The organism is Arthrobacter sp. UYCu512 (genome assembly GCF_040547075.1).
GTDB lineage: Bacteria > Actinomycetota > Actinomycetes > Actinomycetales > Micrococcaceae > Arthrobacter.
Genome location: NZ_JBEPPA010000025.1, coordinates 1 through 19,641, shown reverse-complemented (window position 1 = coordinate 19,641; position 19,641 = coordinate 1). Strand labels below are relative to the sequence as shown.

The window sequence follows — 19,641 nt, the reverse complement described above, 5'->3', positions numbered from 1 at the left end:
TGCCGAGCCTAGGGGCTGTCGGTGAACGCGGCATGTACGGGAACGGGCGGCGCGGGGGTGTGCCGGGGCTCAGTGCGTGCGTGTTTCGCCCGCAGGACTGTGTCGAGCTGGTCAGCCGGGAGGGGGCGGGAGATGAGGTAGCCCTGGGCGGTGTCGCAGCCTAGCTCTTGCAGGATGGTCAGTTGGGTTTGTCGTTCGACACCCTCGGCAGTGGTGGTGAGGCCCAGGGCTTTGGCCGGGGCGATAACACCGGAGACGAGGATGGCAGAGGTGGGGTCGGAGTCGATGGTGTCGATGGTGTCGATGAAGGATTTGTCGAGCTTGAGCCCGGTGAGGGGAAGGTCGCGCAGCATGGCCAGGGACGAATACGCCGTCCCGTAGTCATCGAGGGCGACGCCGACGCCGGCGGCGATAAGTTCGCGTAGCTGTGCAGCGGCGGATCGGAGGTCCGCGATAGGGGACACCCTGGCGGAGCTGGCCGGCAAGCTCGGCATCGACGCCGCAGGGCTCAAGGAAACAGTGGCCGAATTCAACCCCGCCGCGGAACGCGGAGAGGACCCGGCGTACGGCCGCGGCTCCACTCTCTACAACCACTTCCGCGGCGACATGGAACACAAACCGACCCCCAACCTTGCCCCGGTCGGCAACGGCCCCTAATATGCCGCCAAGATCCAGATGGGCGATCTGGGCACCTTCGCAGGCATCGGCGTTAACGAACGCTCCGAAGTAACAACCGAAGAGGGAACCGCTATTCCCGGCCTCATCGCCGTCGGCGCCGCCGCCGTCGGCGTCTTCGGGGGCGGCTACCCGGAATATGGCTCCCACATCGGCCCCGCCCTGGTATTCGGCTGCCGGGCCGGAAGGGACATCACCAAGCTCGCAGCCGACCGCGGCGTACCGCGAATGGCCGGCGTCTGAGCCCCTACCGGTCCTGACAGGACGCCCAGCCGAAGATCCGAAGGAGTAAGGAAACAGGATGCTCATAGCCCGCAAACTTGCCGATGCCGGTGCCGCGCCGGCATTCCCGAGGTCAAGACACCGCTACACGAGCTCGACATGTCGAATTGGCAACGCGTCATCGACGTCGACCTCACGGGTGTTGTCATCTGCAACAAATGGGCTGTCGCACTGCGCCGACCGGAGGAGATCGCGAATGTCGTTCTGTTCCTGTCCAGTGACGCCTCCTCCGCACTGACTGGATCCGTTATCAACGCCGACGGCGGATACACGTCCATCTGAAATCCAATCCACCAAGGCCTTCCTTAGGGGTGAGGCGAACATGCGGAAAATCTGGCCGGCCGCTAACGTCAAGGTCTACGGCGGCGGTGTCACCGAAGACGGGTTTCTCCGCGTCTGTAGGACCCGCATCAGTCAATCCGTCACGGCAGGGCCTCAGGGCGCGCGAAAACTGTGCGACGACTTGATAGATGCCGAGAGGTCCGAGCGGAAGAAGGCCAACACCTCCGCGGCACGAGCCGCGTTGTTGGAGGATGCCGCGACAGCAGCCGCGAAGACCGTGATAATCGCGCAGTCGGCCGGGAGAACGCCGAGGATGCACACGCCGGGTTGCCCGACCAGTTCGCTGAGCTGCTGCAGGCCGAGATCGACCTCTCCCTCGGCGAGCAGGCGCGCCACGGGTACGCCTGGACGGGCCTGCACAAGCCGGTCGCTGACCTCATCGGTCATGCCCCAGCGGTCGATCATTCGCAATAGCTCGGTGCCGCTCGGTCCGGTGGAATATCCGATGCGGGATGCCGCGCGCAGGGCGCCGCGAAGCTCGTCGGCATTCGCAAAGGCCGTGCCTTCGGAACATGTGGCTACATCGGCGCTGCGTGCGGCCACGCCTACGGCGACCTCCGACAGTACGATCGGGGCGATGGATGCCGGATCGACGTGCCCCTCGGCAGCGAGGCGTTGCAGAGCGTCCTCAGCGAGGAACACAAGGTCGAACGGCTCGCCGGCGGCCACCCGCTGGGCGGCGTCCACTCCGCCTACGGATTCAATCTGCAGAAGCGGTAGCCCGGCCCCGGCGGCAGCTTCAGCGAGGTCGGCGAGAACGTGGCGGGTGGCCATCGACGAGATCGCCCTCATGCGGCATCCTCGAAAGTCTCGGCGTCTACTTCGGCAGCAGATGCTGGCGCATATCGCGCGCCAGAGACGGTGGCCGTGCCAATCAGCTCGCCGGCCCGCGTCAGCAGCGCTCCGTCGACAGAGATGTCGGCCGCCGCCATGTTCTTACGCAGGTGCGCGACGCTCGTTGTTCCCGGGATCGGCAGAACGTGATCGCCGCGGGAGAGCAGCCAGACCAGCGCGAGCTGTGCTGGGGTGCAACCGGCCTCCGCAGCCAGCTCGCGCCAAGAGGCCAGCAGCGTCGCATTCGCACCCCAGTGCTCGGGCTGGAAGCGCGGCATGCTGCGGCGGATGTCGTTTGGGGCCAGCTTACCTGGGTCCTTGACCGCATCGGCGAGGAAACCCCTTGCGACCGGCGAAAACGCAACCAGGGTCACGCCGTCCTCGCGAGTGGCGTCGAGCATGCCAAGCTCGGCATTGCGACTCCACAGCGAGTACTCGTTCTGCACGGCCGCGATAGGGGTGATTGACTGCGCCTCGCGCAGTCGCGCGACCGACACCTCGGACAGTCCGACTGCGCCGATCTTGCCCGCGGCGACCATCTCGGCCAGCGCGCCGACGCTGTCGCCGATCGGCACGTTCTTGTCCCACCGGTGAAGGTAGTACAGGTCGATGTAATCGACGCCAAGGCGGCTCAACGAAGCATCGACCTGTGCGCGCAGCGTATCGGGGCGTCCATCGATGACTTTCACGCCGTCAACGGACGCCATCCCGCACTTACTCGCAAGGAAGACCTCGTCGCGGCGCCCCGCGATCGCGGCACCTACAAGCTCTTCGTTGCGGCCGCCGCCGTACAGTGTTGCCGTGTCGAGCATCCCGATACCTTCATCGAGAGCTGCGCGCAGCAACGCCAGCCCCTCGTCACGCGACGGGGGGACGCCGTACGCGTGGCTCAGCGACATACAGCCCAGACCGGTGGGGGGTAGCCTCACGCCAGCTGCTTCTCAAGCGCGCCGAGCACGCGGTAGCAGTCGATGACCTGGCGGATCGACGAGTTCGGCTCGCGCCCCTCGCGGATCGCGCTGACGAACTCGCGGTCCTGCAGCTCGATGCCGTTCATGCTCACCGCCACCTTCGAGACGTCGATCTGCTCGTCGCGGCCGTTGAAGAGGTCATCGTAGCGCGCGATGTACGTCTCGGTGTCGCCGATGTAGCGGAAGAACGTGCCGAACGGGCCGTTGTTGTTGAACGAGAGGGACAGGGTGCAGATTGCCCCGGTCTCGCTCTTGAGCTGGATCGACATGTCCATCGCGATGCCCAGATCCGGGTTGATGGGGCCCTGGATCGCGTTCGCCTGCACGATCTTGCCCGCCTGGTAGGCGAACAGGTCGACAGTGTGCGCGGCGTGGTGCCACAGTAGGTGGTCGGTCCAGGAGCGCGGCTCGCCCTTGGCATTCGTGTTCGTGCGGCGGAAGAAGTACGTCTGCACGTCCATCTGCTGCACGTTGAACGAGCCCTCGGCGATCCGGTTGTGCACGAGCTGGTGCGAGGGGTTGAACCGCCGCGTGTGGCCCACCATGGCGACGCGGTCGGACGCCTCGGCCGCCGCGAGCGTCGCCTCGGCGTCGGCGAGCGAGTCGGCGAGCGGGATCTCGACCTGCACGTGCTTGCCGGCCTTGAGGACCTCCTGCATCTGCGAGGCGTGCAGACCCGTGGGCGTGGCGAGGATGACGGCATCGACGTCGTCGCGCTCGAGCACGGCGTCGAGCCCGACGACGGCGTTGGCGACGCCGTACTTCGCGGCGACTGCCTGGGTCGGTTCGAGCCGCGTGCCGCTGACGACGGTCACCTCGGCATCGGGGACGTTCATCAGGCCGTCGAGATGTTTCATGCCGAAGGCGCCTGCGGCGCCGACGACGGCCACACGGATCTTGTCAGTCATGGGGGCTCCTTTGTTGCGGATGCGGGATGCGGTCAGTCGGTCGGGTTCGTGAGAACAAGGTGGCCGACGGCGGTGTTCGACGCCGGCACGTGGTAGAACCGGTGGTCAACAGAAGGCGCCTCGCCGCCGAACTGGTCGTCCATCGCGCCGCGCGCGATCAGCCAATCGACGAGCTCGATGCCTTCGGAGCCCGCCTCATCGACGTACTCCATATGATCCCACTCGGTCAGGCCCAGCGGGTCGGCGATGAGGTGGTCGAGGAACGCGTTGTCCCACTCCTCGTTGATGAGGCCGGCACGCGGACCCTGGAGCTGGTGGCTCATGCCGCCGGTGCCCCAGATCTGCACGTTGAGCTCCGGGCCGTCCCACTTGTCGAGGGCGCGGCGAAGGGCCTTGCCGAGCTCGTAGCAGCGGCGGCCGGAAGGCACCGGATACTGCACCACGTTGACGGCCAGCGGGATGACCTTGCATGGCCACTCCTCGACGTCGCCGAAGACGAGCGAGAGCGGCACGGTGAGCCCGTGGTCCACGACCATCTCGTTGACGAGGGTGAGGTCGAAGTCGTCCTGGATGACCGACTGCGCGATGTGCGCGGCGAACTCCGGGTAGCCCTTCACATCGGGCACAGGGCGGGGGCCGTAGCCCTCGTCCGCGACCGGGTACTCTGCCCCGGTGCCGAGCACGAAGGTGGGGATGATCGACGAGTCGAAGGCCGTGGCGTGGTCGTTGTAGACGAGGATGACGACGTCGGGCGTATTCTCCTTGGCCCACCTGCGGGTCCACTCGTACCCGGAGAACACCTTCTTCCAGTACGGCTCCTCGGTTTTGCCGAGGTCCATCGCGGCACCGATCGCCGGGACATGCGAGGTGAACAGCGCCGACGTGTACTTCGCCGGGGCGTTCTCGCGCATGGTCTCGGACTTCTCGCGCCGCGCCGGCGGGACCCAGCCGTCGAGGTCCTTGAGGCGGTTGCCCTCGGGGTGGCGTCCGCCGCCGATCATCATGTCGCGGTAGGCGGCCTCGGACATGCCAGTCATGGAGCCGGCCATCTGCTGGAAACTCAGGCCGTGCGTGGCGCCGATCTTGCTCAGGAAGTAGATGTTGCCGCCCTCGGCCATCATGGCGTTGAGGTCCATATCCAGCACAGCCTGGCGCTGCTTGGGCGAAAGGGGCCACTCATCGAGGTACGCCTCGCGGTCGGCCAGGTAGCGCTTGCGGTTCTCGGGCTTCATCAGCGACATCGAGAACTGGTTGAGGTGGTATCCCTTGCGGGCCATCTCCGCGTCGAAGATGATCGTGCCGGGAACGTCCTTGTACGGCTTGTCGAGTGCCATGTCATGCTCCTTCGGGCCAGTAGAGGCGGCGCGGGTTGTCCACGAGTAGCTTCTGCTGGAGCTCGGGCGTCGTCGCGATCTGTGGGATGTAGTCGACCAGCAGCCCGTCGTCGGGCATGTGGTCCTTGAGGTTGGGGTGGGGCCAATCGGTTCCCCACAGCACGCGGTCGGGGAACTCCTCGACCACGCGTCGGGCGAACGGCACCACGTCGGTGTAGGCGTGCTGTTCGCCGTCGAGAGCGTGCGGGCCGGTGACGGACAGGCGCTCTGGGCAGGAGACCTTGGTCCACACATTGGTGTTCTCGCGCATGAAGCGCAGGAACAGTGCGAACTCAGGGCCGTCCGGGTCCTTGGACACGTCGGGCCGGCCCATATGGTCGATGACGACGTCGGTCGGGATCGCGGAGAAGAAGTCGTAGAGCTCCGGCAGGTCCGCGGCCTCGAAGTAGATGACCACGTGCCAGCCGAGCGGCGCGATCTTCGCGACTATCTCCTCGAGCGAGTCGGTGGGCACCCGGTCGACGAGGCGCTTGACGAAGTTGAACCGGATCCCGCGGACGCCGGCCGCGTGCAGCTCGGCCAGCTGCTCCTCGGTCACGTCGCGGCGGACCGTGGCGACGCCGCGGGCGCGGCCGCCGCTGTGCTGCAGCGCATCGACCAGTGCCCGGTTGTCGGCGCCGTGGCAGGTCGCCTGGACGATCACGTTGCGGTCGAAGCCGAGGTGGTCGCGCAGCGCGAAGAGCTGCTCCGCCGAGGCATCGCACGGGGTGTACTTCCGCTCGGGGGCGTAAGGGAACCGTTCGCCGGGCCCGAACACATGGCAGTGCGCGTCGACTGCGTCGGCCGGCAGGCGGAACGTGGGCTTGGTGGGGCCGTCGTACCAGTCGAGCCAGCCTGCGGACTTCTCGAAGCCTCCCGTGGTGTCTCCGTGCGCCATGGTCACTTCTCCACGTACTCGAGGCCGGCGGCGGCGAGCGGCTCTCGCATGCCGTAGACATCCAGGCCCAAGACGCCCTCACGGAACTTCACGCGTTTGGCTTCCTCGTTATCCTCGCGCTTCTGGCTGGCGTCTGCCACCGCTCCGACAAGCTCGCGCGGGACAACCACGACGCCGTCGACGTCGGCCACGACCACGTCGCCAGGGTTCACCACGGCGTTCGCGACCACTACGGGGATGTTCACCGATCCGAGGGTGGCCTTGACCGTGCCCTTGGCGTTGACAGCGCGGGAGAACACCGGGAAATCCATCTTCTCCAGATCGGCGACGTCGCGGACACCACCGTCGATCACCAAGCCCTTGCAGCCGCGGGCGGTCAGCGAGGTGGCGAGCAGCTCACCGAAGAAGCCGTCTTCGCTTTCGGTGGTGCAGCCGGCGACGATCACATCGCCTTCCTGCACCTGCTCGGCGGCGACGTGGAACATCCAGTTGTCACCAGGCTGTAGCAGCACGGTCACTGCCGGACCACAGAGCTTAGCGCCGGTGTAGGCCGGCCTGATGTAGGGGCGCAGGAGCCCGACTCGCCCCATCGCCTCGTGGATAGTGGCGACGCCGAACTGCGAAAGCCGTTTGACGTCCGTGGGATCCGGACGTTCGATGTTGGTGCGGACGATGCCGAGGTTGTTCAGTCGCAATTGATGGTCCTCTCAGAGACCGCGCGCAGTAAGGGCGCGGTCAAGCCTTGGGTAGACACGGCGGGCGTTGGCTTCGAACACCTGCGCGCGCTGCGCGTCGCTCAGGTTCGTGGTGGCGTCGACGTACCGCTTGGTGTCGTCGAAGTAGTGTCCGCTGCGCGGGTCGACGTCGCGCACGGCGCCGATCATCTCGCTCGCGAAGAGGATGTTCTCGGTCGGGACGACCTTGGTGAGAAGGTCGATGCCCGGCTGGTGGTACACGCAGGTGTCGAAGAACACGTTGTTCAGCAGGTGCTCCTCGATTACAGGCTTGCCCAGCGCCATTGCGAGCCCACGGAAGCGCCCCCAGTGGTAGGGAACGGCGCCGCCGCCGTGAGGGATTACGAGCTTCAACTCGGGGAAGTCGCGGAACAGATCGCCCTGGAGTAATTGCATGAACGCGGTGGTGTCGGCGTTGAGGTAGTGCGCTCCGGTCGTGTGGAAGGCCGGGTTGCACGACGTGCTGACGTGCACCATCGCCGGGATCTCGTATTCGACGAGTTTCTCGTATATCGGGTACCACGAGCGATCGGTCAGCGGCGGGGACGTCCAGTTGCCGCCGGACGGGTCGGGGTTGAGGTTCACGGTGACGGCGCCGAGTTCCTCGACGGCACGAGTAAGCTCGGCAACGCTCGTCGCGGGATCCGTACCGGGGGACTGGGGGAGCATCGCCCCCATTAGGAAGCGTTCGGGGTAGAGCTCGCTGACGCGGGCGCACAGGTCGTTGCAGATCCGGGCCCAGGTCTCGCTCACAGCGAGGTCTCCGATGTGGTGCGCCATAAACGAGGCACGAGGGCTGAATACAGTAACGTCGCTGCCGCGCTCGTTCATGAGCTTGAGCTGGTTGGCCTCGATGGTCTCACGGATGTCGTCATCGCTGATGCGCAGGGTCGCAGGGTCAGGAGCGTCCGCGCGTCCTTCAGAGAATGCGATCTGCAGATCACGCCAGGCTCCGAGCTGTGTTGGAGCTGTGGTGTAGTGGCCGTGGATGTCGATAATCACGCGTGTCGTCCTTGTCACTGAGTGTAAGCGGTGCGAAGCAGCTGCACTTCGTTGGATCAGTGCTGCCCCAAACTGACTCTAGGGGTGTTTGCCACTGCGGTCCAATAGATATGCAGAGACAGATCCATAGATAAGATCTATGGCATGACGTTCACCGACCTCAACCAGCTCCGGACATTCGTCACGCTCTACGAGCTGCGCAGCGTCACGGGCGCCGCCAGGCGACTGCACGTGACACAGCCCACGGTCAGCTATTCCCTGAAGCGGCTCAGGGAGCGGTTCGGCGACGAGCTGTTCCGTCGCGAGGGGAACGACATGGTGCCGACCGCGAAGGCGACGCAACTGTTTGGGCCCCTACACAACGCCTTGGCACAAATAGACGCGACCGTCATGGGAGCGGATGTGTTCGAACCGACCGGATTCAGCGGCGAACTCGTCCTCGGACTCACCTCGATCGGCGAGCAGACGTTCCTCCCACCGATCATGACCGCCCTCGGGCGGGTCGGCGCCGATCCGCGAATACAGGTGGAACGGCTCGATTCGGACGAGGTCGAGAGCGGGCTAATCCGCGGCACCATCGATCTGGCATTAACCGTGTCGCGGATCGCCACACCGCGGCTGTGGAGGACGCACGTGCGTTCGGTCGAATACGTGGCTCTGTCGTCCGGGTTGCATCCACTGCCCGCGACCGGGCCTGACATGTTCGAGGGGAGACGCTTTGTGCGGGTCTCCGCCCGTGGCGGGCACGTCTATCCTTTGCAGGCGCTGACCGAACACGACTTGATGTCCCAGGTCGTGCTGACCATGGAGGAATACGGCACCGTGCCCGCCGTGCTCGAGGCGACGGATCTGGTCGTCCTGCTGCCTCGACATGTAGCGGGGGTGTTCTGCGGCTGGTTCCCCCGCCTTCGCATCGCCGAGCTGCCCTGGCCCGGGCAGAGCACACCAGTGGAGTTGTACACGCGGCGCGAGGCCAGCCTCTCGCAGGCGCAGCGATGGTTCCGCTCGCTGGTGCTTGATGCGGTTGCGGCGGATGAATACAAGTCGTAGTCATGAGCGTCTGCGGGCGTCTCAAAATCGGACAGGCCGCTCACGCTGCACCGGCGTGACTGAAGAGGTCGGTGGGGACGGTGGGACCCGGCGCCGCCAGTCGACCTCGAGATTGTCTGGCAGCATGACGAGGTTCTTGTAATGAAGGCAGCCGTCATTCACGGCACTGGGAGAAGGCCCGACCACGTCCTGCAGGGTGCTACCACCCGCTCTTGAGAATCGGCTGGATCGTAGGCCACCTCACCGACGCGGCACAGGCAGGCTGCCCATCGCCGGCAGGCCCAAGCGGAGCGCTAGCGTTTTGTCCTGTTCCAGCTGGCCTTACCCGGAGCGAACGGGCTACGCACATGGATCGACCATGACGAGTGCGGGTGGATCGTCAGAATCGCGTGCTCCCACCAGGCGCGGGCTTCGTTAGAGAGCTCCGGTAGAACCGCATCCTTGTCGGCGTCGTCCTCCGGACGGGGACGCAGCGCCTTCCAAACCAGCTGCACCTCGGGCGCCCCGGTCGGAATGCCGTCGACGTCGATCACTGCACGATCCCACGGCAGCTGCAGTCGGGGATCTCGTCGATAAACCCAGACGCTATCCGTGCCGTCCTCGACGTTGACCTGCAGTACCCATGCGCCCGTTGCGTCATTATGGATGCGGATCGGCTGCAGGTCGGCATCCATATCAGCCTCTGCCCAAGGGAGAACGCCGTCGCCTGACGGAGCCCACGCGCTAAACGGCGCCGGCAAGTCCTGCACCACTTGGGGCAGGTCGGCGATCGTCGTGCTGACATCGATATTGTCGTGCTCGCGAGTGTTAGTGCCGAGCCAGTGGTCGAGCGCCACCCCTCCGGACAACCACCAACGCGCCGATGACGGCCCGAGCAGCTCCGCCACGACTCGCAGGGACAGGGGTTCCCAGTGCGTCGTGAGGGTGGGTGTGGATGAGGCCATGGCTCAAGGTTACCCGTGGGCGGCGGTGGTTTGTCGACATCAGGAACGCCCGACGGCGGGAGTGTCCCGCCGTCGGGCGTTCCTGGGGCTAATAGGGAAACCAGGCGCTTGGTATCAGAGCGCGGGGAGGCTGCCCTCCAGACTAGCCGCGGCCTGGGCTGTGGCGGCCGCGTGACGGGCCGCCTGCCAGCCGAAGGTCATGCCGGCGCCGACCTGCACGCCTGCGCCGGGGTATTCCGAGCCCATGACCGACGCGGCGTCGTTTCCAGCGGCATAGAGTCCGGCCACCGGTTTGCCCTGGGTATCAAGTGCCTGCCCGTTTCCGTCGGTGAGCACCCCGTAGGCGGTGGCCAGCGGTGTGGGCACGACGGCCATCGCATAAAAGGGCGCCTTCAGCAGCGGCCCGATGTTCGGGTTCGGCCCATGGTCCGGGTCCCCGGCCACCTGACCGAAGAGCAGCTCGCCCTTGTGGAAGTCCTCATCCACGCCGGTGGCGGCAAACCCGTTGTAGCGCTGCACGGTCGACTCCAAGCCCGCGGCGTCCACGCCGATCTGCGCCGCTAAGCCGGTGAAGGTCTCTGCCTCGTAGAGATAACCGTCCTTGATGTAGCGCCGCAGTGCCGCACGCGGCAGGTGGGGCATCGTGATCATGCCCAGCCCGTACTTTGCCAAGGTCCGCGAGTCCACGACCAGCCAGGCCGGCACCGCGGCGGCGTCCGGGGAAGCGAACATGGCCCGCACGAAACGGTGGTAGGAACAGGATTCGTCCACGAAGCGCAAGCCGTTAGAGTCCACGGCGATCACGCCGGGACGGGCACGGTCCCAGATGTGCGGGAAGACCACGCGAGAACCGTCCCTTCGTCGTCCGATGGAGCTGGGGAACCACAGTGCGTTTTCCCCGTTATCCCTGGCCAGCGTGGCACCGGCCTCCCTGGCCAGGGACAGCGTGTCTCCGGTGGACCCTTCCCCGGCCCGCGAGTAGAGCGGCGTGGGGGAAGGCAGCAACTTCTTTCGCATTTCAGCGTTTTGGGCGAAGCCGCCGGCGGCAAGCACCACGCCTTGGCGGGAACGGACGCGCAGGCGCCTGCCGTTCTGCGCAACCACCGCACCGACAACACGGTCCCCGTCCTTGAGTAGTTCGGTGGTTTGCGCACCGAAGAGGAATTCCACCCCCCGCTTGCGCGATTCGTGGAACATTCGGGCCACAAGCCCGTTGCCCATCACCAGGCGCGTGCCTCGCGGACGGGTGAGCCGGTCAAGTGCCCACCGCAGGCCGAGTTGTGCAGCCAGAGCCACGGCCTTGCCACGCTCAGCCAGCGAGCCGTTGTAGAGCTTGAGCAAGGCGGACACCTCCGCGCGGCGCAACATCAGGGTCCCGCCCAGAAGAGCGAACTCGGTTACCGGCGGACGGACACGGCCGAAGTCGGCCTTGTCCAACAGGCGCCCGTCGAAGGGGTCAGGTTCCAACGCGCGTCCGGTCTTACCAGTCTCGGGAAGTTCGGAGTGGTAGTCGACCACGGCAGGGGAGCGACGGAAGGTGACGCCAAGGTCATGCATCGCGTCCAGCATCTTCGGCGCGGCGTCCAGATAGGCGAGCCAGCCTTCACGCGGGGCCTTGCCGCTCACCACGGCATCCAGATAGCGTGCGGCGCGGTCGTAATCGTCCAGGATTCCGTCTTCACGCTGGAATCGGTTGTTGGGCACCCAACAAGTCCCGGCCGAGTACGCGGTGGTTCCCCCGAGGAAATCGGTTTTTTCCAAGACCCGCCGGCGGGATCAACCTCGGCCCGGCCTTGACGTTCGGCTACATCGCCGGCCGCGACATCGCAAACGCGACACACTACGAAGATGACGGCACCCGGGCCCCGGGAGAGCGCGCCGGAAACAACGATGCGACGGTCAAGCAGCCGAGTTTGAATTAGCAGAGGTCGGCCCTGATCTGTCGACGATCCCAAGCCTGCAGTGAGGGGACTGCCCCCGGTTTTGTTGATTCGGTGACCTGCCCCAGGGTGAGTATGTCAACTTAAACGGAGCTCGCCGCTGCGAACGAGCGAATAGACCAGTGCACTTTTGACGTTAAGGACCTCTTGAACCTGCTCCAGGGTCAGCATCCTGGGGAACACGGGTCCCGTCGTCGGCGCAGCGTTCTCGTTCACTTGCTCTGTCCGTTTCGGCATTCTCAATCCACCTCGGTCCGGTGTTGCAGCTCGTCCTTGGTGCGCTGTCCGGGGCGGAGCGATCTGGCGCACATGAAGCCATTCTTACACTCACGAGGATTTGCTCTTGAACTGACGCTCGACCGACAGGCTGGGTGAGTCACCGTGGATTGTGGAGAAAATCTCTGAGCTCGGAGGTTTCAGTGCTCTGACCTACATGTTTGGCATGGGCTCCGGGGAGGAGGGCTCACCGCGGATGGAACTGAAGGTCGCGGCCATGATGCCGGCGACGATGGCGAGGAGGCTCGGCGCAAGAATCGCGGCCGCGATCACGTCTTCGCCGTTCCCCGAGGCGATCGCCAGTCCGACGACGACGGCTGTGAGCACAACGGCCCCGGCCCAGTAGGTGCGCCAGACCACCCGGATCGTTCGTGCCCGCTTGGCGTTCTTCGCGTTCCATTCCCGCCGCACCCGCTGCACCTCGCCGGTGTGGGACTCGGGGCCTTCCCGGAAGGACACGATCGCGGCGTCGGCATCCGCGGGGGTCATGAACTCGCCGAGGAGCCCGCGCACACGGACGAGCACGGCCTCCGCCTGGATCGTGTCGTTCATGCTGTCGTCGAATCCGGTGACGAGGGCGTCGATGAACGCCTGGATGTCGTCGTCCGTCCTCGGGGCTTTGCCTTCGAACTCGCCATCCCAGAGTTCACGGGCCCGTTCGGCAGCGACTGCAGCGGCGAGGTACAGGTGGGCGCGCATCGCTCTCGTCAGAGAGTCGACCGTGAGATTGCTCGTGAGGGCCATGGACTCATTGTGCACGACAAGCTCGCGCATGACGCCAGGGCGGCGATGCGTGGGGCAGCGTGGTTGCCGGCGCACCTCCGCCAATTGGCGGCCGCCCCGTCGTCGGGGTCCCCTGGTAGGCACGGCCCCCGCTGAACGGAATGGTCAAGTTGATCCAAAACCGGCGGCGCACTGACCGCGTGCGGAATCGACTTACGCAACGTCCTGAATAACGGCTTGGGAGTCCGGCGCCGACTTACCTGGTCGCGGCCCGAGGGCCTTGGTGAGGGAGGACATGCTCACGCTGAGAGTCTCCGCGATCTCCTGCAGTTTCTTTCCCTGACGCCGCAGGTCTTTAGCCGCCGCAAGTTTCGTCGCCGTCATTGCCGGCGGACGGCCGCCGAGCCGTCCCCTGGCTTTCGCGGGACTGGTAGTGACCGTTGATTGAGTAGTCGGTATTCTTCGGATTTTCTCTGGCTGACTTTGTCGCTGTCGGGATTGGCGGGGTGCGGGAGTTGTTATCGGCTGTGGTTGCCGGGAGCGTATTCGCTCCAGGGTGATCCGGCTTCTGCTGCGATCCTGGTGGTGCTGGTGTGGTGGTAGCCGAGGGCCTGGACCACCACCGGCGGCATCTGGAGGACGATTTTTCGGATCACTACGGTTCTGCTGGACTGCGGGTCCGTTCTGCCAGATGATCCCGGACGCACTAACGCGGTGACCATGCCGGCGCTGTCGAAGCAGACAACGCCATCGGGAAGACATGCATTCCCCCGTTTGTAAAGTGACTTGACAAATTTCGTCATGATCGGAATGGTGAGGCTACTGGGTTCGCAGGGGGCGGGCCCAGCAGTGATATGGGGGAACTGCGAATGAGTACTGATATGAGGCTCGTCCTAGGCTTTGACGCAGGGTGCCTGGCCTGCAGCAAGATTGCCGAGGACGTTGCTTCGGCTACCGGCGGAAGACTTGAAGTCATGAATCTGTCGTCGCCGGAAATGGTGTCTTGGCGGGTTGTGGCGTTGGGTGAAGATGCGCCGTGGACCCCGACACTCATCGAAATCGCTGACGGTGACGTCTCCGCAAAAACCGGTGCGGCTATGGGGCTTGCAATGATGAGCAGGCTCGGCATGCGCGGAAGCTGGCGGATACTCCAGAAACTGGGAGCACTTCGCCAGCGCAGTGCTGAAAACAACCGTGGACCCGAGCGCGGCGTCAGCCGAAACGTGTTTCTACAAAGTGCGGCCGGGGTTGCGCTCGGCATTTCCATTTTGGCAGGCAGCGGCACCGCGGCCGTCGCCGCATCAGATAAGAAGCGGCGAAATGAACATTGGTTCGATCAGATGTCGGGTACATCCAAGGAAGATCTGACCGGGGGCCAGGCTCTTGCGGCATGGCGAGAATCTTCGGCATCTGCGCACATGTCCAGACTGATGGGGCTTGCATCTGTCCGGCCGGAATCCCGCTCGATGCTCGGCACCGGTGTTGCCGGGGTTGAAGTCTCCGAAGAAATAGTTGACGCGCCCACCGTGAAGGGCGTCCGCCACGCGCTCACTGGCGGCGGAAGCATGGTAGCCGTTGCCTATGTCCATGGAGACACCGTGGTCGCCACCTACGGCGTCACCACAAAGTCCGGAACAAGCAGGCGGCTGACGAGGGTATTCCAAATCACCGGGGCTGAAACATCGCGCCTGATTGCGGAAGCAGACGATGGAGTCGCCACGGACGTCGCCGCCCTGCGTGCCGATCAACCGACAACCACAGCAAGTGACTGCCCGGATTGCATGTACCGCAGGTGCGACGAACAGAACTGGGGTTGCGTTCAATCATGCTGTTGGGGTTGTGCTTTTGCCTGCGGCAACCCGGGGTCATGCATTGCATGTGCGGTTATCGGCTGCCCCTGGTGTGTAAGCCTGAACTGTTGTAACCGTTCTTCCTGCTACCCCATTGTCAGGTGCGGTCCGTACTAAGGAGTAAGTATGTCAGTTTCAGCCCCACAGGCGACACGGTCCGCCAACTGGAAGGATGGTCTTCTCGCCACGGCGTTCGTTCTGGCCTCAGTTTCAATACCGCTACTCCTATGGCCAAGTGACGGCACCGGAAGGGACATGCTTCTTCGGGTGTTTCTTCTTGGGTGGGCGGCCTGTGGTCTGCTGCTGGCCAGCACCCTCATAGTGCCGACTCACCGCATAAGCTCACAGGTTGTCCAGGGCACTTTGTGGCTTGGTTTGGGACTCGTGTTAGGCCTCAGTCTTGGCACCATCCCCTGGAATGGGCTGGCCTCGGGACCTGTTTGGCAGATCTGGCTGGCGATCGTCATGTCGGCCGGGTACCTGCAGCAGCTGCAGCGTCGGAGAGCCTGACTCAGGGACCAAAAGCCTTCGCGGCAGCTCATGGGAGTGGCCGGCTTTGCCGCTGTCGGGAATGGCTCGGTGTTGCGGGAGTTGTTATCGGCTGTGGTCGCCGGGCGCGTATCCGCTCCAGGGTGATCCGGCTTCTGCTGCGATCCTGGTGGTGCTGGTGTGGTGGTAACCGAGGCCCTGGGCCACCACCGGCGGCGGCATCTGGAGGACGAGTTGTCGGATCGCTGCGGTTCTGCCGGACTGGGCCGGGACCCCGATTTCCTGCAGCAGATCGCGGATGCTTCCCGGGTCCATGGGTTGCCCGGCCCGGCGCCCGGGGAAGAGCCATCGGGAGGCCGGGTTGGCGGCGGTGGTCATGTTGGGCCTGTCTTCGAGGTATGCCCGCAGTAGCCCGGCCAGCGGTACCGGAACCGGAGTCGGCGGTTCACCGAGGCGCAGCAGGGTGTGGTCTCCGTAGTTGAGGATGTCGTCGGTGGTGAGCCGGACGATCCGGCTTACCGGTTGGGCGTAGAGCAGAATCAATGAGCCGGCGACGCGGGAGCGTAGCGGCAGGGTTTCGTCGGTGACCAGGCGCCGGAGAGCGGCGAGCCGGTGATGCTGTCCCATTGGGGCAGGGTTTCCCGTGGACCGGACGGGGATGGTCATGGCGGGCATCCGGCCGGTCTTCATGCACCAGCTCAGGAAGGTCGTGGCGGGTCGGCGGGTGGCGTGGTTTTCGCTGTGCCAGGCGTCGAGGTCGGGTTGCCGGCAGTGTTCGGGGAGAGCGCCGCGGCCGGTGAGCCAGGTCAGGAAGGAACCGGCCTGGATCAGCTGCTGCCGGGCCGCGTATGCCGGAGAGTTGCCCAGCGGTCCTTTGCCGGCTTTGGCCCGGAGTTTGCGGAGTTGGAGCCAGGTGGCGAAGCGGTGGAGCACCCGGGTGTGTTCGGGGTCGGCGACGGCGGCCAGATGCCCGGTGAGCCATCTCTCGAAGAGCAGGAGTTGCCGGTCGACGGCGGGCAGGACCCCGCACTCCATGAGTATGTCGCGCAGGTAGGCGGCGGTCCGCCAGTTCGGCAGTTGCTGGAAGGCTTCGTGGGTCAGAGCGAGCCGGCCTGAGGCGAGGTCCTGCAGCAGGGCCCGTGGCTGAGCGCGCGTCAGCCAGGCAAGCCCGCTTTTGGTCCGTTGCATCGTCAGCATTCGGTCGAATAGTGGTGCCAGGGGCGGGTGGACGCGGCCGGTGCCGTCATCCAGGAGCGCGCTGAGCCGGTCGGTGAGGGTGCATCTGGGGCAGAGCCGTCCGGCGAGCAGGGGCCCTTCAACCCGGCAGCGGTCGCAGGAGAAGTCGCGGGTGATCCCTGCACATTCCCTACAGACCGGCATCCCTGAGGCGTCGCGGCCCGGCAGCAGCCGTTCGCTCCGGCAGCCCGGGCAGGATCCATGTGTGCGTGTGGCCTTGTCGAAGCACGTCCGGCAGATCGGGCCGTCCGACCAGTTCGCCGCTTTCGCTGCTTGCCGGCCGCAGCGGGCACAGATGCGTATATGCCACCGCTCATACTTCTCGCGGGTGTCGTAGGCGGGACTCACTGCTCGGGGGTAATCCTGGCCCGCTTGGGCCGGATGGTGGCGGCAAGGTCCACGACCTCGGCACCCGCGCCGGCCGTGCGGTGCGGCGTCACGGCCTCCGCCCGGGTGGCGATCAGCTCCGCGGGGGTCACTTCCAGAATGCCGCAGAGCGCGGCGAGGACCGGCAGCGAGAGCCGCTCGGGGATCTGGGTGACCAGCCGCCAGGCCTGCACCGAGGACAGCTCGATGCCGCGCTGGGCCAGCAGGGGGGACAGATCCGAGGCAGTGAAGATCCCCCGGGTAGCCATCACCTCGCGCAGCCGCCATTGATAACTGATGTGTCGTTTCATCGGGCTTTCCTCACCGGCCGCAGGGCGGCCTCCATCGTGGCGTCCAGGGTCCTGCGGAGAGTTCGGGTGCGGAAGTCAGAGGAGACGCAGGTGTAGATCGAGGTGGTCGACGCGTGCTCGTGGCCGACCTGTTCCTGGACGAACCGGGCATCCCAGCCGTCCTCGATCAGGTGCGTGACGTAGGAGCGCCGAAAGGAATGGAAATCCAGACCCTGATCCAGGCCAAGGCTGTCCCGGTAGGTGCAGAAGCGGGTGTTCATCTGGGTGAAGCCCACGCGTGACGAGCGTTCCGAGGGCCGTAAGGCTCCGGGGCCGGCGGTGGGGATCAGCGGGCGGGCCTCCTCGGCCCATTGCTGCAGGATTTCCGCTGACCAGTCGAGGACCGACAGCACGCTGCGGCGCTTGGGCGGGGAGCCCTTCTTCGCCTTGCCGTGGCGGACGTAGAGGACGCCGTACTCCCCGAACTCCGGGCCCCGGGGGTTGCGGCCGAAGTCCACCACATCGAGCATCCGCGCCTCGTTGCGGCGCAGGCCGAAGGCATACGCGGTCTTGAAGAGCATCGCGTCACGGAACGCGGGCAGCCAGCCCTTGCGTCCGCGCCCGCGCACCCGGCCGACCTGTTCGTCCGCGTGGTCGAAGAATGCCTGCAGTTCATCGCGGGTGAAGGCACGCTTGGCCGGGTCCGCCTCCGCTTCCTCGACATGCACGGCGGCGTTCCACTCGTGGATCACCTGCACCGGGTGGGTACCGAACCGTTCCTGGCAGGCCTCGGCCCAGCCGTAGGCGGGGTCGGTAACGAAGTCACAGAAGGAGCGGATGCTCCCCTGGTAGTTCCGCAGCGTGGAGCGGCGCAGGTTCCGGACCGAGCGCAGATCACCCAGCCACTCGTCAACCATCTGCGGTGACCAGGCCCATGGGAAGGCATCCGCGTGGCGGGCGAACGCCCGCACCGCCTTCTCACGGCCCTCGATCGTGGAGAACGCCAGGTTCCGGGCGAGCTGCTGGTTGCGCCACCCGTTCAACATGGCCGTGAAGACCTGCTCGTCCGGCCGCAGCAAGGGCAGGCCTCCGACCCTGGACACGGCATGCTTTACAGCTCTGACCTGCGGAAACGTTTCAAGTGCAGAAGGTTACCGGGCACTCCCACCAGCCTTAGCGCCAGTTTCCCGCGCATTGGTCCAAATGGCCGCAATTTCATTAGGTGTACTACTGCGGTTGGGCCAATGCAACGTCTACGGATGTTTAGGTGACTGCTCGTGCTGACCAGGGCAAACTTCCCATCGCGGTCCAGGGAAAGCCGCGCCAGCGTGGTCATCTTGATCCTTAGCGCTACTTTCCCGCGCATTGGTCCTCGACCCCCAGACAGCGTCCAGCTCCGCAGAGGTCTCGATTCCCTGGGCAGTCACGACTGCTCGCCTGGTCGACGGTGGCCAGGTCCGCACCGCCAAATTGCGTCTCAAGGTCTGGGCTTTGCCGGTAGGCAGCCCACAGCGCGGGCGCGTCCTCCAGCGTCCAGGGGCGAAGTTCGACGGTCATAGCTCTTATCGTGCCCGACGAAAGGCGGGCGCCTTGAATTTGCCCGAAAGCGGATCCTTCACCGCTCCCAGTACGACTCACGGATGAGTGCTGCGGCTTTAGTCGTGTTCAGGGTGCAGGGTTGCATCTGCATCGGTCTCAACCCATCGGGTGAAGGTGGTCGTGAAGTTAGCCCGAGTGGGCGAGGCACAAAATGGGCCGACCTCGGCACTTACTGTTTCATCCAGAGGAGCAACGCGGATGAGCCGGAAAGGCTCATCCCCGGCGCGGGCCCTGATGGTGACGGCGTTACCGGCCCTGCTTAGCCGCACTGTGATTTCCCGATTGATCCACTCAGGGACAGGTGCCACCGACCAGTCGGAGACCCCATGTGTTACGACGGCCCCGACCTGTGGGACTCCGTCGGACACCTCCACGCCGGCCTTGATCCAAGAAAATTCCGAAACGTGAAGATAGATCCCCGCCTGGTCGAACTGCTCGGTGTAATTCAGAAGGAATGAAACCTCCACCGCCCCCTCAGCGGGCAGCGGTGCCAACAGGGCATGCGCGCTGTCATGGACGAAGCCGTACGAGGTGTGCCTCCACGCGTCACTGTTCTCGGCTGCGGTTACCCGCAGAGTCCGACCATCCGCGACGACACGCACGGGCGGGTTGCGCCACCTTCCCCGGGCCCAGGAATCGTGTGCTTCCTTTATCACTTGTGTCACGTCAGATCCCCTAAGTCGCTCGTTCAGTCCGTAAGCCCTATTCAAGCAGTGGCACATCCAACACAACGGCGATTGCCCGTTGACCGATCGGCTATGGGACAGGCGGTCATTGCAACAGGAGGTTTTCGATCAGTTCGATCGGTTTCTTGAACTCTAGTCTTTTGCGCGGTCGGTCGTTGAGTTCCTGGGCAACC

General features: G+C 65.2%; 21 protein-coding genes. 5 read left to right on the top strand and 16 right to left on the bottom strand.

Annotated features, from left to right (window positions below; all coding sequences use genetic code 11):
- Positions 1–8: 8 nt before the first annotated feature.
- Positions 9–464 (bottom strand): EAL domain-containing protein, encoded by a 456-nt coding sequence (locus ABIB49_RS17900; RefSeq protein ID WP_354157530.1) that lies wholly within the window; start codon positions 462–464, stop codon positions 9–11.
- Between the two features lie 55 nt (positions 465–519).
- Here ABIB49_RS17900 and ABIB49_RS17895 point away from each other — a divergent pair, with 55 nt between their 5' ends.
- The 3 genes from ABIB49_RS17895 to ABIB49_RS17885 all read left to right on the top strand — a co-directional run bounded on the left by ABIB49_RS17895 (position 520) and on the right by ABIB49_RS17885 (position 1,239).
- On the top strand, positions 520–657 hold the full coding sequence (locus tag ABIB49_RS17895) for a hypothetical protein (protein WP_354157529.1): 138 nt from the start codon (positions 520–522) through the stop codon (positions 655–657).
- Positions 658–669: 12 nt separating this feature from the next.
- Positions 670–918: an FAD-binding protein gene (locus ABIB49_RS17890; protein ID WP_354157533.1), complete on the top strand. Its 249-nt coding sequence runs from the start codon at positions 670–672 to the stop codon at positions 916–918.
- A gap of 138 nt (positions 919–1,056) precedes the next feature.
- Positions 1,057–1,239: an SDR family oxidoreductase gene (locus ABIB49_RS17885; protein ID WP_226773782.1), complete on the top strand. Its 183-nt coding sequence runs from the start codon at positions 1,057–1,059 to the stop codon at positions 1,237–1,239.
- 153 nt (positions 1,240–1,392) lie between these two features.
- Here ABIB49_RS17885 and ABIB49_RS17880 read toward each other — a convergent pair whose 3' ends face one another.
- From ABIB49_RS17880 to ABIB49_RS17850, 7 genes are read right to left on the bottom strand one after another with little or no spacing between them, the layout of a single operon-like run.
- Positions 1,393–2,091, bottom strand: coding sequence for a substrate-binding domain-containing protein (locus tag ABIB49_RS17880; protein ID WP_226773781.1), 699 nt, complete (start codon positions 2,089–2,091; stop codon positions 1,393–1,395).
- Positions 2,088–3,032, bottom strand: a complete 945-nt coding sequence (locus tag ABIB49_RS17875) for an aldo/keto reductase (RefSeq protein WP_283481109.1) — start codon at positions 3,030–3,032, stop codon at positions 2,088–2,090. Before ABIB49_RS17875 ends, ABIB49_RS17880 begins: the two co-directional genes overlap by 4 nt.
- A gap of 26 nt (positions 3,033–3,058) precedes the next feature.
- Complete coding sequence (locus ABIB49_RS17870) at positions 3,059–4,012, bottom strand: Gfo/Idh/MocA family oxidoreductase (RefSeq protein ID WP_282360887.1); 954 nt, start codon at positions 4,010–4,012, stop codon at positions 3,059–3,061.
- 32 nt (positions 4,013–4,044) lie between these two features.
- Positions 4,045–5,346 carry a protocatechuate 4,5-dioxygenase subunit alpha/beta gene (locus tag ABIB49_RS17865; protein WP_226773778.1) on the bottom strand — a complete coding sequence of 434 codons (1,302 nt, stop codon included), beginning with the start codon at positions 5,344–5,346 and terminating at the stop codon, positions 4,045–4,047.
- Position 5,347: 1 nt separating this feature from the next.
- Positions 5,348–6,283, bottom strand: a complete 936-nt coding sequence (locus ABIB49_RS17860; RefSeq protein WP_226773777.1) for an amidohydrolase family protein — start codon at positions 6,281–6,283, stop codon at positions 5,348–5,350.
- Positions 6,284–6,285: 2 nt separating this feature from the next.
- Positions 6,286–6,978 (bottom strand): 4-carboxy-4-hydroxy-2-oxoadipate aldolase/oxaloacetate decarboxylase, encoded by a 693-nt coding sequence (ligK, locus tag ABIB49_RS17855; RefSeq protein ID WP_226773776.1) that lies wholly within the window; start codon positions 6,976–6,978, stop codon positions 6,286–6,288.
- Between the two features lie 12 nt (positions 6,979–6,990).
- Positions 6,991–8,019 (bottom strand): amidohydrolase family protein, encoded by a 1,029-nt coding sequence (locus ABIB49_RS17850; protein WP_226773775.1) that lies wholly within the window; start codon positions 8,017–8,019, stop codon positions 6,991–6,993.
- Positions 8,020–8,163: 144 nt separating this feature from the next.
- On the opposite strand from ABIB49_RS17850, the gene ABIB49_RS17845 reads away from it, so the two are divergent.
- Positions 8,164–9,069, top strand: a complete 906-nt coding sequence (locus tag ABIB49_RS17845; RefSeq protein WP_226773774.1) for a LysR family transcriptional regulator — start codon at positions 8,164–8,166, stop codon at positions 9,067–9,069.
- Positions 9,070–9,362: 293 nt separating this feature from the next.
- Here the strand turns inward: ABIB49_RS17845 and ABIB49_RS17840 are convergent, their stop codons facing one another.
- From ABIB49_RS17840 to ABIB49_RS17825, 4 genes are all read right to left on the bottom strand, one after another.
- Entirely contained in the window at positions 9,363–10,013 is a 651-nt protein-coding gene (locus ABIB49_RS17840) for a nucleotidyltransferase domain-containing protein (protein WP_282360885.1), read from the bottom strand.
- Positions 10,014–10,127: 114 nt separating this feature from the next.
- Positions 10,128–11,717 (bottom strand): FAD-binding protein, encoded by a 1,590-nt coding sequence (locus ABIB49_RS17835; protein ID WP_354157528.1) that lies wholly within the window; start codon positions 11,715–11,717, stop codon positions 10,128–10,130.
- Positions 11,718–12,382: 665 nt separating this feature from the next.
- Positions 12,383–12,973, bottom strand: a complete 591-nt coding sequence (locus ABIB49_RS17830) for a hypothetical protein (protein WP_354157527.1) — start codon at positions 12,971–12,973, stop codon at positions 12,383–12,385.
- Positions 12,974–13,470: 497 nt separating this feature from the next.
- The gene (locus tag ABIB49_RS17825) at positions 13,471–13,608 is read right to left on the bottom strand and encodes a hypothetical protein (RefSeq protein ID WP_354157526.1); all 138 of its coding nucleotides are present in this window, start codon (positions 13,606–13,608) and stop codon (positions 13,471–13,473) included.
- Positions 13,609–13,821: 213 nt separating this feature from the next.
- Here ABIB49_RS17825 and ABIB49_RS17820 point away from each other — a divergent pair, with 213 nt between their 5' ends.
- Positions 13,822–14,919, top strand: coding sequence for a hypothetical protein (locus ABIB49_RS17820; protein WP_354157525.1), 1,098 nt, complete (start codon positions 13,822–13,824; stop codon positions 14,917–14,919).
- 477 nt (positions 14,920–15,396) lie between these two features.
- Here ABIB49_RS17820 and ABIB49_RS17815 read toward each other — a convergent pair whose 3' ends face one another.
- From ABIB49_RS17815 to ABIB49_RS17800, 4 genes are all read right to left on the bottom strand, one after another.
- Positions 15,397–16,479 carry a site-specific integrase gene (locus ABIB49_RS17815; protein ID WP_354157524.1) on the bottom strand — a complete coding sequence of 361 codons (1,083 nt, stop codon included), beginning with the start codon at positions 16,477–16,479 and terminating at the stop codon, positions 15,397–15,399.
- Positions 16,480–16,871: 392 nt separating this feature from the next.
- On the bottom strand, positions 16,872–17,204 hold the full coding sequence (locus ABIB49_RS17810) for a helix-turn-helix domain-containing protein (RefSeq protein ID WP_226773766.1): 333 nt from the start codon (positions 17,202–17,204) through the stop codon (positions 16,872–16,874).
- Entirely contained in the window at positions 17,201–18,286 is a 1,086-nt protein-coding gene (locus tag ABIB49_RS17805) for a tyrosine-type recombinase/integrase (RefSeq protein ID WP_502913836.1), read from the bottom strand. The genes ABIB49_RS17810 and ABIB49_RS17805 overlap by 4 nt, the downstream gene beginning before the upstream one ends.
- A gap of 552 nt (positions 18,287–18,838) precedes the next feature.
- On the bottom strand, positions 18,839–19,435 hold the full coding sequence (locus ABIB49_RS17800) for a DUF1349 domain-containing protein (RefSeq protein ID WP_502913837.1): 597 nt from the start codon (positions 19,433–19,435) through the stop codon (positions 18,839–18,841).
- Between the last annotated feature and the right edge of the window lie 206 nt (positions 19,436–19,641).